Source organism: Amycolatopsis plumensis, assembly GCF_042652605.1.
Classification (GTDB): domain Bacteria; phylum Actinomycetota; class Actinomycetes; order Mycobacteriales; family Pseudonocardiaceae; genus Amycolatopsis; species Amycolatopsis plumensis.
Window position 1 is genome coordinate 8,128,203 of the sequence record NZ_JBHSJY010000001.1, and the last position, 13,849, is coordinate 8,142,051.

The 13,849-nt window shown below is 71.7% G+C and carries 15 protein-coding genes and 1 pseudogene; 5 read left to right on the top strand and 11 right to left on the bottom strand.

The window, feature by feature from the left end:
• Positions 1 to 38 precede the first annotated feature (38 nt).
• On the top strand, positions 39 to 449 hold the full coding sequence (locus tag ACFPLC_RS39290) for an ATP-binding protein (RefSeq protein WP_378201449.1): 411 nt from the start codon (positions 39 to 41) through the stop codon (positions 447 to 449).
• Here ACFPLC_RS39290 and ACFPLC_RS39295 read toward each other — a convergent pair.
• From ACFPLC_RS39295 to ACFPLC_RS39320, 6 genes are all read right to left on the bottom strand, one after another.
• Positions 446 to 1,063, bottom strand: a complete 618-nt coding sequence (locus tag ACFPLC_RS39295) for a hypothetical protein (RefSeq protein ID WP_378201435.1) — start codon at positions 1,061 to 1,063, stop codon at positions 446 to 448. The two genes, ACFPLC_RS39290 and ACFPLC_RS39295, sit on opposite strands and share 4 nt — an antisense overlap.
• Positions 1,060 to 2,187: a hypothetical protein gene (locus tag ACFPLC_RS39300; protein WP_378201432.1), complete on the bottom strand. Its 1,128-nt coding sequence runs from the start codon at positions 2,185 to 2,187 to the stop codon at positions 1,060 to 1,062. The genes ACFPLC_RS39295 and ACFPLC_RS39300 overlap by 4 nt, the downstream gene beginning before the upstream one ends.
• The gene (locus tag ACFPLC_RS39305) at positions 2,184 to 2,519 is read right to left on the bottom strand and encodes a hypothetical protein (RefSeq protein ID WP_378201429.1); all 336 of its coding nucleotides are present in this window, start codon (positions 2,517 to 2,519) and stop codon (positions 2,184 to 2,186) included. The genes ACFPLC_RS39300 and ACFPLC_RS39305 overlap by 4 nt, the downstream gene beginning before the upstream one ends.
• A gap of 11 nt (positions 2,520 to 2,530) precedes the next feature.
• Entirely contained in the window at positions 2,531 to 3,025 is a 495-nt protein-coding gene (locus ACFPLC_RS39310) for a YbaB/EbfC family nucleoid-associated protein (RefSeq protein ID WP_378201426.1), read from the bottom strand.
• An 86-nt stretch (positions 3,026 to 3,111) separates the two neighbouring features.
• The gene (locus ACFPLC_RS39315; protein WP_191317015.1) at positions 3,112 to 3,414 is read right to left on the bottom strand and encodes a DUF1905 domain-containing protein; all 303 of its coding nucleotides are present in this window, start codon (positions 3,412 to 3,414) and stop codon (positions 3,112 to 3,114) included.
• 35 nt (positions 3,415 to 3,449) lie between these two features.
• Positions 3,450 to 4,055, bottom strand: coding sequence for a hypothetical protein (locus tag ACFPLC_RS39320; protein WP_378201422.1), 606 nt, complete (start codon positions 4,053 to 4,055; stop codon positions 3,450 to 3,452).
• Between the two features lie 136 nt (positions 4,056 to 4,191).
• Here ACFPLC_RS39320 and ACFPLC_RS39325 point away from each other — a divergent pair, with 136 nt between their 5' ends.
• Positions 4,192 to 5,844: a glutamate--tRNA ligase gene (locus ACFPLC_RS39325; RefSeq protein WP_378201419.1), complete on the top strand. Its 1,653-nt coding sequence runs from the start codon at positions 4,192 to 4,194 to the stop codon at positions 5,842 to 5,844.
• Between the two features lie 49 nt (positions 5,845 to 5,893).
• Here ACFPLC_RS39325 and ACFPLC_RS39330 read toward each other — a convergent pair whose 3' ends face one another.
• Together ACFPLC_RS39330 and ACFPLC_RS39335 are read right to left on the bottom strand one after the other, a co-directional pair.
• On the bottom strand, positions 5,894 to 6,265 hold the full coding sequence (locus ACFPLC_RS39330; RefSeq protein ID WP_378201416.1) for a hypothetical protein: 372 nt from the start codon (positions 6,263 to 6,265) through the stop codon (positions 5,894 to 5,896).
• A gap of 36 nt (positions 6,266 to 6,301) precedes the next feature.
• A pseudogene (locus ACFPLC_RS39335) lies at positions 6,302 to 7,056 on the bottom strand (ATP-binding protein).
• Between the two features lie 255 nt (positions 7,057 to 7,311).
• On the opposite strand from ACFPLC_RS39335, the gene ACFPLC_RS39340 reads away from it, so the two are divergent.
• Positions 7,312 to 7,704, top strand: coding sequence for a hypothetical protein (locus ACFPLC_RS39340; RefSeq protein ID WP_378201413.1), 393 nt, complete (start codon positions 7,312 to 7,314; stop codon positions 7,702 to 7,704).
• A gap of 6 nt (positions 7,705 to 7,710) precedes the next feature.
• On the opposite strand, the gene ACFPLC_RS39345 is transcribed toward ACFPLC_RS39340, so the two are convergent.
• A complete protein-coding gene (locus ACFPLC_RS39345; protein ID WP_378201410.1) occupies positions 7,711 to 8,115 on the bottom strand; it encodes a ChaB family protein in 405 nt (134 codons plus the stop codon).
• Positions 8,116 to 8,346: 231 nt separating this feature from the next.
• Between ACFPLC_RS39345 and ACFPLC_RS39350 the strand changes: the two genes are divergently transcribed.
• Positions 8,347 to 10,329 (top strand): APC family permease, encoded by a 1,983-nt coding sequence (locus ACFPLC_RS39350; RefSeq protein ID WP_378201407.1) that lies wholly within the window; start codon positions 8,347 to 8,349, stop codon positions 10,327 to 10,329.
• Positions 10,330 to 10,454: 125 nt separating this feature from the next.
• Here the strand turns inward: ACFPLC_RS39350 and ACFPLC_RS39355 are convergent, their stop codons facing one another.
• Entirely contained in the window at positions 10,455 to 10,808 is a 354-nt protein-coding gene (locus ACFPLC_RS39355) for a hypothetical protein (RefSeq protein ID WP_378236087.1), read from the bottom strand.
• Positions 10,809 to 11,024: 216 nt separating this feature from the next.
• Between ACFPLC_RS39355 and ACFPLC_RS39360 the strand changes: the two genes are divergently transcribed.
• Entirely contained in the window at positions 11,025 to 13,061 is a 2,037-nt protein-coding gene (locus ACFPLC_RS39360) for a glycosyl hydrolase family 65 domain-containing protein (protein ID WP_378201401.1), read from the top strand.
• On the opposite strand, the gene ACFPLC_RS39365 is transcribed toward ACFPLC_RS39360, so the two are convergent.
• Positions 13,058 to 13,849 (bottom strand): FkbM family methyltransferase, encoded by a 792-nt coding sequence (locus ACFPLC_RS39365; protein WP_378201446.1) that lies wholly within the window; start codon positions 13,847 to 13,849, stop codon positions 13,058 to 13,060. The genes ACFPLC_RS39360 and ACFPLC_RS39365 overlap by 4 nt on opposite strands.

Genomic DNA, 13,849 nt, shown 5'->3' on the forward strand with positions numbered 1-13,849 from the left:
GTAGGCCCTCCGCAGAAGGAGAGGTCTCGACGGTGCAGATGAACTGGGGCGCGGCACCTGAGCCGGGATGGCTGGTGCTGGACATCGCCGGAGCGGATCCCAAGGCGCTGGCCCACGCGCGCCGGTGGGCCGAGGCGCAGTTCGCGTCGCTCGCCGAGGCCGATCGGGTCGATGCCACGATCGTGGTCGGCGAACTGCTGGAGAACGCCTACGTCCACGCCCCCGGCCCGCGCCGGCTCGGGCTGCACCTCACGCACGACCCGTGCGAGGTGACCGTGGCCGTCGCCGACACCGGGACCGGGGAACCGCGGCTGCGGGTGCCGGGCCGCACCGGCGGCCGGGGCCTGCTGCTCGTCGACGAACTCGCCCTCGCCTGGGGCGTGCGCCACCACGACGACGGCAAGGTCGTCTGGGCCCGCCTCGCCTGCGCGGGCCAGCCGGCCGGCTAGCGGCCGTTCCAGTGGACGATGTCCGGGAACTCGACGAACTTCCGCAGGTGCTGCTGTTCGGCGCGCCCCTGGATGGGGAGCCGGAAGACCGAGCCGTCCGGCCAGGTCAGCGTGCTCTTGCGGAAGCTGAGCTCCGGCGCCTGCGGCTTGCGCGCTTCCCAGACGATCCGCGGCGGCGGCGCGGCGGCCGGGTCGGTCGACGTCGCCCCGGTGTCCACCACCGCCAGGCACGACGGTGAGCACGCCAGCCACGCACCGCCCACGGACCGGAGGCGGTCCACCAGGTCGAGCGCCATCGCGTTCGCCGGGCCCGTGACGCCGACCGCGCGCTGGAACGGCAGTCCCGGCCGCTCGCCGTGCGCCAGGGCGAAGACGCCGAACACCACCGCGCCGATCCCGCGCAGGATGTTCCAGAAGAACCGCCGGACGAGCCGTTTCCCTTCGACGGTGCCGTCGCGGCGGCGGCCGGGGACGTCGTAGCCCACGTCGGTGTCGCCGAGGTGCAGCACGATGACCGGCTCGCGCCAGCGGTCCCGCAGCAGCGCCTCGACGCGCTCGCGGTGACCTGGCCGGACCCGGGTGTCTTCCGCCCAGCGTTCGAGGCGCTCGTTCAAATGTCCAGGTCCTTGCGTGTCTGCTCCGGACTCCGGTCCCCGCCGATCTCGCTCTTGTCGAACCACGGTTCGTCCCCCTCCGGCGTGACGGCTTCCTTGCCTTCGGCGAAGGCACCCTTGCCCGCCCCGATCCCGGCCTTCACGCCCGCGCCCGCCAGGAACGGCTTGACCCCCGCGGAGGTGCCGAACATCGTGGTGAGCGCCCGGTTGCTCGGCTGCCAGCCCTGGGCGGCCGCGCCGAAGCCGAACTTCGTCTCGCCCGGCATCACGCCGACGCGCAGCTTGCGGGCGAACACCTCGAGCTTCCCGGAGTACCGGACCAGGAACTCCATGAACTTGTCGAGCAGCTTGCCGAACTTGCCGAGGTAGCGCGTCACCTTCTGCAGCACGCTGGCCGCCTTGGCGATCGACGCGGTCATCGCGGCCGCCACCGAGCCGCCGAAGCTGATCACCGACGCCGCCAGCGCGGGCAGCCACAGGGTGATCAGCCAGGACACCAGCTCGGTGATGATCCCCTTGATCACCTCTTCGATGACCACCATGACCATCGACCACATCTGCAGCACTTCGGCCACCGAACCGGCGGCCGAGCCGATGCCGCGGATGCCGGAGGAAAAGTCGCCGAGGGCTTCCTTCGCCGCGTTGCCCGCTTCGTCGACCCACTCGGCCAGCGCGGTGTCGCCGGTGCGCTCGAAGTCGTCGGCGAGCGCGACGAAGCCCTGCGCGATCGTGACGAAGTTTTCCGAAGCGTGGCCGATGGCGGGGCCGTCGCCGGTGACCTGGTGCAGCGCGTCCTGCAGCGGCTGGACCAGTTCGAGCAGCATGTTGAGGCCGTGGCTGACCAGCCACCCGATCGGGTCCATCGCGAAGGTGACCATGTCGCCGGCCGCGGCGCCGACGAACGCCGCGCCGTCACCCACCAGCGCCGCCCCCGCGGACGCCAGCTCACCCGGGCCGTCGGCCTCCGCGGCCTGCCGGGCGTGCTCGCCGATCTTCTTGCCCGCCTTGTAGGCGGTGCCGGCCACCGGCACGTACCCGGCGGCGCGGTCGAGGTTCGCGCCCGTGCTCTCGTCGTAGGCCGAGACGTCCAGCGCGTCGGCGATGCTCTTCTTCGGCTCGGTCATTCGCCCTGCCCGATCGCGTCGATTTCCGCCTCGTACCGGCCGAAGGCGATCTTCCCGGCGTCTTCCATCCCCTGGTACATCTCCGCGGCCTTGTTCAGTTTCGTGGTGAAGCCGTCCACGCCGTCCTTGAGGTCGGTGAGCAGCGAGCGCAGCTCGGTGAGGCGCTCGGTGTAGCCCTGCTTGGCGAAGAGGCCGACGAGCCCCCACGCCTCGTTCGTCACGTCGGCGGCGTCGATCTTGGCGCCGAACTTGTCCGCTTCCTGCTCGTAGAACGGCAGCTGCCTGGCGTAGGCGGAGATCGCGCCGATGTTCGTCTGAATTCCGTCTGGCATCGCGGGTTTCCCTAGGATCGGCGGAGGATGGGGCCCTGGTCGAAGTCGTCGTCGTCGCCGGGCGCTGGCCGTCGGACGGGCCGCGACGGCTGCCGCGGCTGAGGCTCCGACGCAGGTTCGGCCGCCACGGTTCCGAACGCTTCCGCCTGGGCTTCGCGCACCTGCGCGGTGACGTCCACGCCGAACGCGTCGCCGAAGGTCTCGTCGACGATGCCGGCCTGCTGCTGCGCGGCCCCGGCCGCCGCGCGGCGGATGGTGGCCATGATCGTCGCCGCCAGCTGACCGGCCTCGACCCGGGTGGCCCCGGCGGTGAGCCGCAGGTCGGTGATCATCCCGCCGGCGCCCGCGGTGACCGTCACGGTCCCGTCCGGCGAGGTGACGGTGGTCTCGAGCCGGGCGATCCGCTCCTGCATGTCGCCGACGCCGGCGAAGCGGGCCTCGGCCTGCCGCACCTTGTTCTGGAAGTTCTGGAACTGGGCGATCAGCTCGTCCATCTGGGCGGACATCGGGTCTCCCTTGCGCGGTTCGGGGCCTGTGTCCGCATCATGACAGATCCGGTCCGCGGCCGATCACGGTTCGCCGGATCACGGGTTCAGAAGTCGACGAGCTCCACGGTCACGGTGCAGGTGTCCCCCACGCCCAGGCCTTCGGCATCGCGGACGGCCCGCTTGAGCGGCAGGACGTAGGCCTCCCGCGAACCGTCCGGGAAGATCGACGTCTTCCAGCTCGTGGCGCCGATCGTCACCCGGACGCGCACCGAACCGAAGCCGCGCCGCGGCTCGGCGGCGAGCTCGCGGATGTCCTCCGACGCGTCGGCGGGCAGGCTGACGAAGACCCAGCTGTCGGTGCGCCGGGCGTCCCACTCCCAGAGTTCGGCTTCGAAGACGATGATCACGCCCGCAGTGTCACACGGGGCACCGACAGTTTCCGTCAGAGGCAGGGCGGCCGGTAGCCGTCGATGCGCAGGCCGCGGAACTCCAGCTCGTTCGGCGTCTTGCCGACGAACACCAGCCCCCGCGCTTCGCGCAGCGCCGAGGCGAACGAGTACGACGGCGTCCCCAGCTCCGGCAGCGAGGTCCACCGGCGCGGCGAGAAGCTGAAGAACCTGGTCACCAGCCGCCCGCCCGTGGACGGGACCAGCGTCAGCCACTTGTCCCCGCCGCTCCAGTGCGACGCCGGGCGCAGCTGGACGTAGAGGTCGTCGGTCGCGCGGTAGGTCAGCAGGAATCCCGCTGACCGGGACAGGTCGGCCTGCGCGTCGAACTGGTTGCCCAGCCAGACGACGGCCACATGCCACTCGGCGCCGACGAACGTGACCTTCGCGGCGTACCGGCGCCCCTCGGGCACGAGCAGGCTCCCGGTGGCCGGGACCGTCGTCCCTTCGCCGCTGGCCAGCCACTGCTGCAGCCGGTCGATCGACGGGGTCGCGCACTCACGCCCCGGCGACGCGGAGGCGGCCGCCGGGGCGGTCAGCGGGAGGACGAGCAGGGCGGCCAGGGCCGAAAGCGTTCTGGCGAAAGGAATCCGACGACGCATTCCCGGCAAGCTAGCACCGCGGCCCGCCGAGCACCACCTGCCCGGCCGGGGCGGCGGGCCGCACGGCTAGGCTCGTCGTCGGCGAAAACGACCATTTTCGCCGAAGCAAGCGCACCACGACGCGGGAGAACAACCCATGCTGGACCGAGCGGTCATCGACGCACTCTTCCCTGCCGACCTGCCCGAGCCCGAGCACTGGGAGCAGCGCTACCCCGCCCGCGACCTGCCCGAAGGCGCGCTGGTCACGCGCCTGGGCCCGTCGCCGACCGGGTTCGTGCACGTCGGCGGCATCTACGTCGCCACCATCGATCAGGACGTGGCCCGCCGCTCCGGCGGCCGCTACCTCGTCCGGGTCGAGGACACCGACCAGTCCCGCGAGGTCGAAGGCGCCCTCGAGCAGTTCGAGCGCGGCTTCCGCTACTTCCGCCTCGCCGCCGACGAGGACATCCAGCGCGGCGGCGACTACGGCCCCTACCGGCAGTCGGAACGCGAGCGCATCTACCTCACCTACGTCCGCGACCTGCTGCGCCAGGGCAAGGCGTACCTCGACTTCGCCACCAAGGAAGAGCTCGCCGCGATCACCCAGCGGCAGCAGGCCACCAAGCTGCCCACCGGCTACTACGGCAGCTGGGCCATCTGGCGCGACGCCGACCCCGCCGACGTCCAGGCCAAGCTCGACGCGGGCGCCCCGTACGTCGTGCGGTTCCGGGCCCCGGACGACACCGGCGCCCGCGCCCGCTTCACCGACGCGATCCGCGGGCCGCTGGAAGCCGAGGCCAACCGCAACGACGTCGTCATCCTCAAGAGCTCCGACCAGAGCCCGCGGCTGCCGACCTACCACTTCGCGCACGCCGTCGACGACCACCTCATGCGGGTGAACCTGGTGATCCGCGGCGACGAGTGGATCTCCTCGGTCCCGGTGCACCAGCAGCTGTTCGACGCGCTCGGCTTCGAGCCGATCACCTACGCGCACATCGCGCCGCTGATGAAGCAGGAGGGCGGCAGCAAGCGCAAGCTCTCCAAGCGCAAGGACCCGGAAGCGTCGGTCGACTTCTTCATCGAGGCCGGCTACCCCGCCGACGCCGTGCTGTACTACCTGCGCGGCCTGGCCAACGGCCGGCTCGCGGAGATGCCCTTGGAGCAGGCGCTCACCGAGCCGATCAACCTCGACGAGTGCGGCGTCGCCGGCCCGCTGGTGGACCTGGTCAAGCTCGACGACATCGCCGCGGACCACATCGCGACGCTCTCCGGCGCCCGGATCCTCGAAGCCGTCCGCGAGTGGGCCGAGCGGTACGACCCCGAACTGCTCCGGGTCCTGGACGAGGAACCGGACCTGGCGCTGCGCGCGCTGGCCGTCGAGCGCGAAGGGGCCGAGAACCCGCGCAAGGACCTGAAGAAGTGGAGCGAGTTCCGCGCGGTGTACGGCTTCTTCTTCCCGCAGCTGCACGCGGCCGTCACCGGGCCGGACGACGAGCGCATCACCGCGCTCGGCGTCGACCCGGCGGTCGTCCAGGCCGTGGCGCGCGACTTCGCGGCCGACTACCGCCAGCTCGACGACGGCCAGGAGTGGTTCGACCAGATCCGCGCGGTCGCGGCCAAGCACGGTTTCGCCCGCAACGCCAAGGAGTTCAAGAAGAACCCCGAGGGCTTCCCCGGGTCGATCCGCGAGGCTTCGCAGATCATCCGCATCGCGCTGACCGGCTCGACGCGCAGCCCGGACCTCCACGCGATCACGCAGGCGCTGGGCGAGGACGAGGTGCTCGGCCGGATCGCGGCGCTGACCAAGTAGCGGCGGCGGGCTCCGGCGGCCGGTCCTGCCGCCGGAGCCCCCTTCTGCTTCAGGCGCTCTCGTCGTCTTCGAAGGGGCGGAACGCGAACCGCACGACGCTCGGCGTCCGTCCCCCGCTGTCGGCCACCGCCGCGATCAGCCCGGCCGCGTCCTCACGATCCAGCCGGGCGAGCAGGCGGGCGAGTGCCTCCGGCGCCCCCACCGGCTCCCCCGGCGTCTGGATCAGCGTGCGGTGGAGGATCCCGACGTCCCAGCCGTCCCCGCTGCCGCTGCCCGCCGCGGTCCGGATCGTCGCGTCGAGCAGCCAGCGGGGTGGCTTCCCGGTCAGCGCCGGTGTCGCGTGCGCCGTCAGGCCGACGATCTGGTCGGCCCTGAGCAGGCCGTCACTGAGTGTCGCGATCCACACGTTGGTCAAGCCCATGGATCAACGGATAACACCCGGCGGGCACGACCGCAATCACGCGAGCTGGTCGCTCTTGGTCTCGCCGGGCTGCAGCACCGCCCAGACGACCTTGCCGCCGGCCCACGACCGGCTGCAACCCCAGGTGCGCGCGACCTGCGCGACCAGCTTCAGTCCCATGCCCGGTTCGAACGGGGACAGCCGTTCGAGCAGCATGGCCGGCCGCGTGTCCTGGTCGGCCACGGCCACCGTGCACACCCCGCGGCGCAGATCGAGGCGCAGCTCGGGCTCGGAAGTGGTGTGCCGCAGGACGTTTTCGACCAGTTCGGTGGCGATCAGGCGGGCGTCTTCGGCGAGCTCGGGCACCTCCCAGTCGACCAGCCGGCCCGTCACGAACGCGCGGGCCCGCGCCGAAGTGCCGTCGATACGCGGGAAGGTCTGTTCACACCGGCGGCGCACCGGGTGGTCCAGTGCCGCCGTCGCCGACACGAGGTCGGCGCGGACCAGGACGTAGCGGTCGACCACGTGCCGGTTCAGAGCGCCCGGTGCCCGGGACCGGCGACGACCGTGAACGGGATGCCCGGCCAGTCGCCGATCCGCACGGCGACCAGCGAGAAGACACTGACCAGGGACGGATCCGCGATGGCCAGCTCGCTGATGTCCGCCACCAGCCCGTCCGGCGCGTCGGTCGCGATCTTGAGCAGGCCGTCACGCAGGGCCGGGTACGAGCCGGCGTTGAGCTCGCCGCTGACCCGCACGACGGTCGCCTGGTCGTGGCGGCCGACAGCCAGGTGGACGGGAGTACGGCTCATGGCGCGGTCATCTGCTGCCCGGCGCGGCCGGTTGTCCCGAGCTGGACCGTCTGCAGCACCTCGACCCCAGCGGTGGCACCGAGCCCAACTCCTCACTCCGGAACTCACGGTAGTGGAGGCCGGTCACTACCCGGGGTAGCCCCCCACCGGGCGGGCTAAACGACCGGGAACCACGTCGGCCACCAGCGGACCGTCGTTCACGCGGACGTGAGATGCTCGACCACACAGGCAGGCCGAAGGCGGGAGGCGCAGCGGGTGACCACCTGGATCGACGTGATCAACTTTGTCCGGACGCGGTACGAGGTCCTCGAGGAGTCGGAGGACTGGCTGCGGTTCCGGCTGGAGGGCCCGCGGGACCGGACGCAGCAGGTGACGGTGCACCACCTCGCCGAACTCGACGGCGGCTCGTGGCTCGAGATCTCCTCCCCGGTCGGCTGGGCCGACAAGGTGGACCTGCGCCGGTTCCTCGAGCTGGCGGGCGGCTCGGCCGTCGGCGGCGCGGCGGTGGTCGACGGCGTCGCGCTGCTCAAGCACACCGTGCCCCTGGAGGACCTGAGCATCCAGGTGGAGTTCGAGCGCCCGCTCAAGGCGGTCGTCGCGCGCGCGGACGCCTTCGAGCACGAGCTCACCGGCACCGACGAGTTCTGACCGCGCTCACTTCGAGCGGCGGGCCCGGTCGGTCCGGCGCCGGTTCTCCTTCTCCAGTGCGGTGACGAGCTCCTCTTTGGACATCCGCGACCGCCCGGGGATGCCGAGCTGCTTGGCGCGCTCGTAGAGGTGCTGCCGGCTCGCGGTGGCGTTGACGCCGCCGTGGGTCGGCTTCTCGGGCTGCCCGGCGCCCCCGGCGGCCTGCTCGTCCGAGGGACCGCGTTCCGGCTTCGGCTCCCAGTGGTCGCCCACCTTCTCGAAGGTGTGCTTCAAGGCCGCGTAGGCGGTCTGCTGGGCCCGCCGTCCGGGACCGTAGGTCTTGAGGGCTGAGTCGTGCGCGGCGACCCAGGTGTCCTGGGCCTTGCGCGGCGACCGCAGCAGCGTGCTGGGCAAGTCTTCGCGACCAGGCATGCCGCCTCGGCTACCCGCGCCCGCCGTCGGCGAAACAGCGCGCGCCCGCGTGTCCCCTCCAATCACGCGAGATGCCCCTCCAACCACGCGAGATGCCCGAACGCGCCCGCTCCTACCGTCCGAAGAGGACCGGAGCGGCTGGCGGCAGCGGAGCCTCCTGTGCGGTGCCACGACGGGGTCGGGCATGCTGATGACCACTGTTTTCCGAGGTCGAGGGGACGAGAGGGCGAAATGGGTGCTTCACCCGATTTGAGCATTCCGGCGAGCGTCGAGAGCCCGGCACCACCGCATCCGCCCTCCTCGCCCGTGGCGCGGTGGCTGCTGGAGCACCGCGTCGCGCCGGTCGGCCGCGCGGGCGGCGAGGACCACGGGACGCCGCAGGCCTGGTGGAAGGTCATGTGCCTGACCGGCGTCGACTACTTCTCCACCCTCTCCTACCTGCCCGGCATCGCCGCGCTCGCCGCCGGGGCGCTCTCGCCGCTGGCGACCCTGCTGATCGTCGCGCTGACGCTGCTCGGGATGCTGCCGATGTACCGCCGGGTGGCCCGCGAGAGCCCGCACGGCCAGGGCTCAGTCGCGATGCTGGAGACGCTGCTGCCGTTCTGGCGCGGCAAGCTCTTCGTCCTCACGCTGCTCGGGTTCGTCGCGACGTCGTGGATCATCACGATCACGCTGTCCTCGGCGGACGCCACCGTGCACATGCTGGAGAACCCGTACCTGCCGGGCTTCCTGCACGGCCACGCGGTGCTCATCACCGTCGTGCTGCTGCTGATCCTCGGCGGGGTGTTCCTGCTCGGGTTCAGCGAGGCCGTCGGGGTCGCCATCCCGCTCGTCGCGGTCTTCCTGCTGCTCAACGCCGTGGTGACGGTCGCGGGCGTGCTCGACCTGCTCGGTGATTCCGCCGCCCTCTCCCACTGGACCGACGCGCTGACCGCCGGTGGTGGCGGGTTCTCCGGCATCGTCGGCCCGGCCGTCATCGCGTTCCCGATGCTGGTGCTGGGGCTCTCCGGGTTCGAGACGGGCGTCAGCATGATGCCGCTGGTCGCGGCCAAGGGGAAGACCGCCGAGGAGAAGCTGGAATCCCGGATCCGCAACACGCGGAAGCTGCTGACCGCCGCCGCGCTCATCATGTCGGTGTTCCTGATCGCGACCAGCTTCGTCACCACCGTGCTGATCCCGGCCGACGCCTTCAAGGACGGCGGCGAGGCCAACGGCCGCGCCATGGCCTACCTCGCCCACCGGGAACTCGGCGAGGTCTTCGGGACCGTCTACGACGTCAGCAGCGTGCTGATCCTGTGGTTCGCCGGCGCCTCGGCGATGGCCGGGCTGATCAACATCGTCCCGCGCTACCTGCCCTCCTACGGCATGGCACCGGAGTGGGGCCGCGCCGTCCGGCCGGTCGTCATCGTCTACACGGTGATCAGCATCCTCATCACCATCGCGTTCGGTGCCGACGTCAACGCCCAGGCCGGTGCCTACGCGACCGGCATCCTGGCGATGATGGTCTCCGGCGCGGTCGCGGTCAGCATCTCGGCGATCCGGCACCGCCACCGCGGTGCGGCCGTGGGGTTCATCGTCCTCACGCTCGTCCTGCTGTACGCGCTCGTCGAAAACGTCATCGAAAAGCCCGACGGGATCGCCATCTCGGCTCTGTTCATCCTCGGGATCATCGTCGTCTCGCTGGTGTCGCGCGTGTCGCGGACGACCGAGCTGCGCGCCGACCGCATCGAGTTCGACGACGAGGCCCGCCGGTTCATCGCCGATTCCCTGGCCCACGACGGCGCCCTGAACATCGTCGCCAACAAGCGCCAGGGCGGCGACTACGCCGAGTACTCCGAGAAGGAAGCCGAACAGCGCGGGATGAACCCGGTGCCCGGCGCCGCCGACATCCTGTTCCTGGAGATCGACGTCGTGGACCCGTCGGAGTTCAGCAACGTGCTCCAGGTCCGCGGCGTGGAGATCGACGGCTACCGGATCCTCCGCGCGGACAGTCCCGCGGCCCCCAACGCGATCGCGGCGATCCTGCTGACGCTGCGCGACGTGACAGGCGTGCGCCCCCGTTGTTATTTCGAGTGGTCCGAGGGCAACCCGCTCGGCCACCTGCTCCGCTACCTGCTCCTCGGCCGGGGTGACACGGCCCCGGTCGTCCGGGAGATCATCCGCAGCGTGGAGAAGGACCCGGCCCGCCGCCCGGGCATCCACGTCGGCGGCTGACCCGCAGCCCACGAGGGCTGGCCGTCTGCAGCCTCCCGCGGCGGTCGTGAGTGTTTAGACGGGTTAGAACCCGCCTGAACACTCACGACCAGCTGCGGGAGAGGGCAAATCCGGGGTGACGTCGGCTATCGCCGGGCTGGCGGCGGGCCGGAGCGCCGGACCGGAGCCCGTGCCGGGCCGCGGCCCTCCTGCGGCCGCGGTGCGCGGGCCGGTGCCCGCGCGGGGCCACGCGCCGGCGGCGGGCCCGCCGGGCGGGGTGCCCGGACCGGCCGCTCGGCCGCCGGGACCGGGCGGGGCCGGTTGACCCAGGAGTCGAACAGGACGATCAAGCCGGCGAACGCGGCGAAGCCGATCCCCAGTCCCACGTGGATCAACGCGCCGAGGATGCCGGCGACCAGCAGCACCGGCAGCACCGCCATCAGGCAGAACGGGTCGATCCGGCCGAATTTCGGGCGCGACGGCCCCTCGCGGGGACTCACCGTGCGGTCTCCGGGTTCCTGCGGGCCATTCCAGCAGTATGCAACGGCCGCACGCCGCCCTGCCACCTGGGCTGTCCAACGGCCCGGACCATGATCACCCGCCGTGATGGGCCCGTCCGCGGCGGTAGTGGACAGAAGCGGACAGGATCCGGGCGCATCCGGGGAAAGACCGCCGTTTCGTGGTGCACTGGCGCCGACGCCGAAAGGGGTACGCGCATGAGGAACGGCTTCCCGAAACGGATCGGCCACGTGCTGCTGGCCCTGGCGACGGCGGGCGGCACGCTCGCCGCCGCCGTCCCGGCCACGGCGAGCCCGGCCCCGCCTGCCCTCGAGTTCGCGAACCCGGACAGCCAGGCCCTGTTCGGCACCGCGTACACCGCCGCGCTGCAGAACCTGTTGCACACCAACACGATCGCCTACGACGCGCGGTACGACCGGAGCGGCCTGCTGGACCCGGCGACCGGCATCGTCCGCGCGGGCGGCGGCTACGCCCAGCCGTGGACGCGCGACGCGTCGATCAACAGCTGGAACGCCACCAGCCTGCTCGACCCGGCCCTGGCGGAGAACACGCTGTGGGCGGTCGTCGACAAGGACGCCGCCGGTGCCCTGCGGGTGCAGCAGGACGACCAGCAGTGGGACCAGGTCGTCTGGGTCACCGCCGCCTGGCACCACTTCCTGGTCACCGGCGACCGGAACTTCCTGCAGGACGCCTACCGCACCGCGGCGACCACGCTGACCATCCGCGAACACGCCACCACGGCCGGCTTCAACCCGGCCTACGGCCTGTTCACCGGCGCCTCCTTCTTCAACGACGGCATCGCCGGCTACCCCGCGCCGCCTGCCGACGCGACCGAGTCGGTCAGCACCGGGAGCATGCCGTGGCCCGGGGTCGCGAGCGGGATGTACCTCAGCACGAACGAGCTGTACTACGCCGCCTACGTCAACGCCGCGAACATGGCCGGCAAGCTGGGCCGCCCGGCGGCGGAGATCGCCGGGTACCGGAGCCGGGCCGCCGCGCTGCGGACGGCGATCAACCAGCGCTTCTGGAACCCCGCCACCGGCCTCTACGACTACCAGCTGCTCGCCGACGGCTCCCGCGGCGCCTTCCAGGAAGGCACCGGGCTGGCTTTCGCCTTGATCTTCGGCATCGCGAACCCGGCGCAGGCGCGGTCGATCCTCGGCCACGCCCGGGAACTGGCCTGGGGCATGCCCGACACCTTCCCGAACTGGGCGCGCTACAGCGACGCGCAACCCGGCCGGCACAACGCCATCGTCTGGCCGCTCGTCATGGGCCTGTGGGCGAAAGCGCTGGCCGGGCAGGGCGAGCAGAACGGTTTCGCGGCGGAAACCGCGCGCCTGGCCAAGCTGGCCGACGGCAACAGCGGCTTCTGGGAGATCCACAACGGGACCACCGGCGTCGTCGACGGCGGCTGGCAGCGGCTCGGCGACACCGTGAAGTTCCACTGGGGTTCCGAGCCCGACCAGACCTGGTCGGCCACCGCGTTCCTCGACATGGTCCACACCGGCCTGTTCGGGCTGACGTTCACCGACCGCGGGCTCACCTTCGCACCACGCCTGCCGGCGGGCTGGGGTGACGTCACGCTGCGGAACCTGCGCTACCGCGGCGCCAACCTCACCATCGCCCTGCACGGCGCGGGCGGCACGATCACGTCGTTCCGGCTCGACGGCCGGGCCGCCCCGGCCGCGGTCCCGGACACGCTCACCGGCGACCACACGATCGACGTCACCCTCACCGGCGCGCCCGCCGGCGACCGGGACGGCGACGGCGTACCCGACGCACAGGACCGCTGCTCCGACACCGCGGGCACGGCCGCGCTGAGCGGCTGCCCGGACCCGGCGCACCTCGAAGCCGAGGACGCCCGCAACACCGGCGGGGTGAAGGCGAACGTGAACCACACCGGCTACTCGGGACGCGCCTTCCTCGACGGCCTCTGGGCACAGGGCGCGGCATCGTCCTTCACCGTGCACCGCACCACCACGGCGGCCGAACGCGGCTCGATCACCGTGCGGTACGCCAACGCCAACAGCGACACCCGGACGATGACGCTGTCGGTGGACGGGCAGCCGGTGCGGCAGGTCGGCTTCCCGAAGGTCGCCGACAGCTGGGACGCCTGGGGCACCACGACCTTCGCCGACGTGCCGCTCACCGGCCGGGACCCGGTGGTGACCCTCTCCTACGCGCCGGGTGACACCGGCGCGATCAACCTCGACTGGCTCGAATACCGCCGCTAGCGGACCGCGAACACCATCCCGATGTCGGCGGCCTCCTGGACGGGGTCCTGCACGGCCTCGACCCTGAAGCCGCGCGCGGTGAAGACGTCGCGCACGGTTTCCCAGTGCCGCCGCCACCCTTCGACCTCGACCACCGCCTGCCGGACCAGCGGCCAGTGCCGGTCTTCGAGCCCGCGCAGCACGTCGAGTTCGGCGCCTTCGACGTCGACCTTCAGCAGGTCGACGCGCTCGATGCCCTCTTCGTCGAGCACCGCCGACAGCGGGCGGACGCGGACGCGGTGGGTCTCCAGTTCCCGCATCACCCGCAGCTTGCGCCCGACGATTCCGCGCAGGATCGGCGCCGGCACGCGACGCAGCCCGGCGCCCAGCCCGCCGCGCCGGATCATCTCGACGACGCTGGCGGTGACCCGCCGCCGCTCGGCCTCGACGTTCTCCGCGTCCCGCCAGGACGAAGAGAAGATGGTCGCCGCCGGGAAGTAGCTGAAGTCGAGCTCGTCCTCGGCGGCGGCCAGTCCGAAAGGCAGCGCTTTCAGCCGGCCGCCGAAGAAGTCGCGGCCGTTGCGCTCCAGCGTCGCGTGCAGCGGCGGGAGCGGCTCGAAAGCGTAGATCCGCACGTCGCCGTCGAGCCGTTCGTAGACGGCGGCGGAGAAGACGCCGACGTTGGCGCCGACGTCGAGGACGGTCGCACCGGGAGCGAGCTCGACGCCGTGGGCGAAGTAGGCGCCCACCTCCTCGCGCAGGAAGGACACCTCCCACGGGTTGATGCTGTGGAGGTCGATCGTGTCCAT

Excerpts from the sequence above, each read along its gene's own strand:
- ACFPLC_RS39290 (WP_378201449.1), top strand. The coding sequence starts at position 39 with ATGAACTGGGGCGCGGCACCTGAGCCGGGATGGCTGGTGCTGGACATC.
- ACFPLC_RS39300 (WP_378201432.1), bottom strand. The coding sequence starts at position 2,187 with ATGACCGAGCCGAAGAAGAGCATCGCCGACGCGCTGGACGTCTCGGCC.
- ACFPLC_RS39305 (WP_378201429.1), bottom strand. The coding sequence starts at position 2,519 with ATGCCAGACGGAATTCAGACGAACATCGGCGCGATCTCCGCCTACGCC.
- ACFPLC_RS39310 (WP_378201426.1), bottom strand. The coding sequence starts at position 3,025 with ATGTCCGCCCAGATGGACGAGCTGATCGCCCAGTTCCAGAACTTCCAG.
- ACFPLC_RS39320 (WP_378201422.1), bottom strand. The coding sequence starts at position 4,055 with ATGCGTCGTCGGATTCCTTTCGCCAGAACGCTTTCGGCCCTGGCCGCC.
- ACFPLC_RS39325 (WP_378201419.1), top strand. The coding sequence starts at position 4,192 with ATGCTGGACCGAGCGGTCATCGACGCACTCTTCCCTGCCGACCTGCCC.
- ACFPLC_RS39330 (WP_378201416.1), bottom strand. The coding sequence starts at position 6,265 with ATGGGCTTGACCAACGTGTGGATCGCGACACTCAGTGACGGCCTGCTC.
- ACFPLC_RS39345 (WP_378201410.1), bottom strand. The coding sequence starts at position 8,115 with ATGCCTGGTCGCGAAGACTTGCCCAGCACGCTGCTGCGGTCGCCGCGC.
- ACFPLC_RS39350 (WP_378201407.1), top strand. The coding sequence starts at position 8,347 with ATGGGTGCTTCACCCGATTTGAGCATTCCGGCGAGCGTCGAGAGCCCG.
- ACFPLC_RS39360 (WP_378201401.1), top strand. The coding sequence starts at position 11,025 with ATGAGGAACGGCTTCCCGAAACGGATCGGCCACGTGCTGCTGGCCCTG.
- ACFPLC_RS39365 (WP_378201446.1), bottom strand. The coding sequence starts at position 13,849 with ATGGACACGATCGACCTCCACAGCATCAACCCGTGGGAGGTGTCCTTC.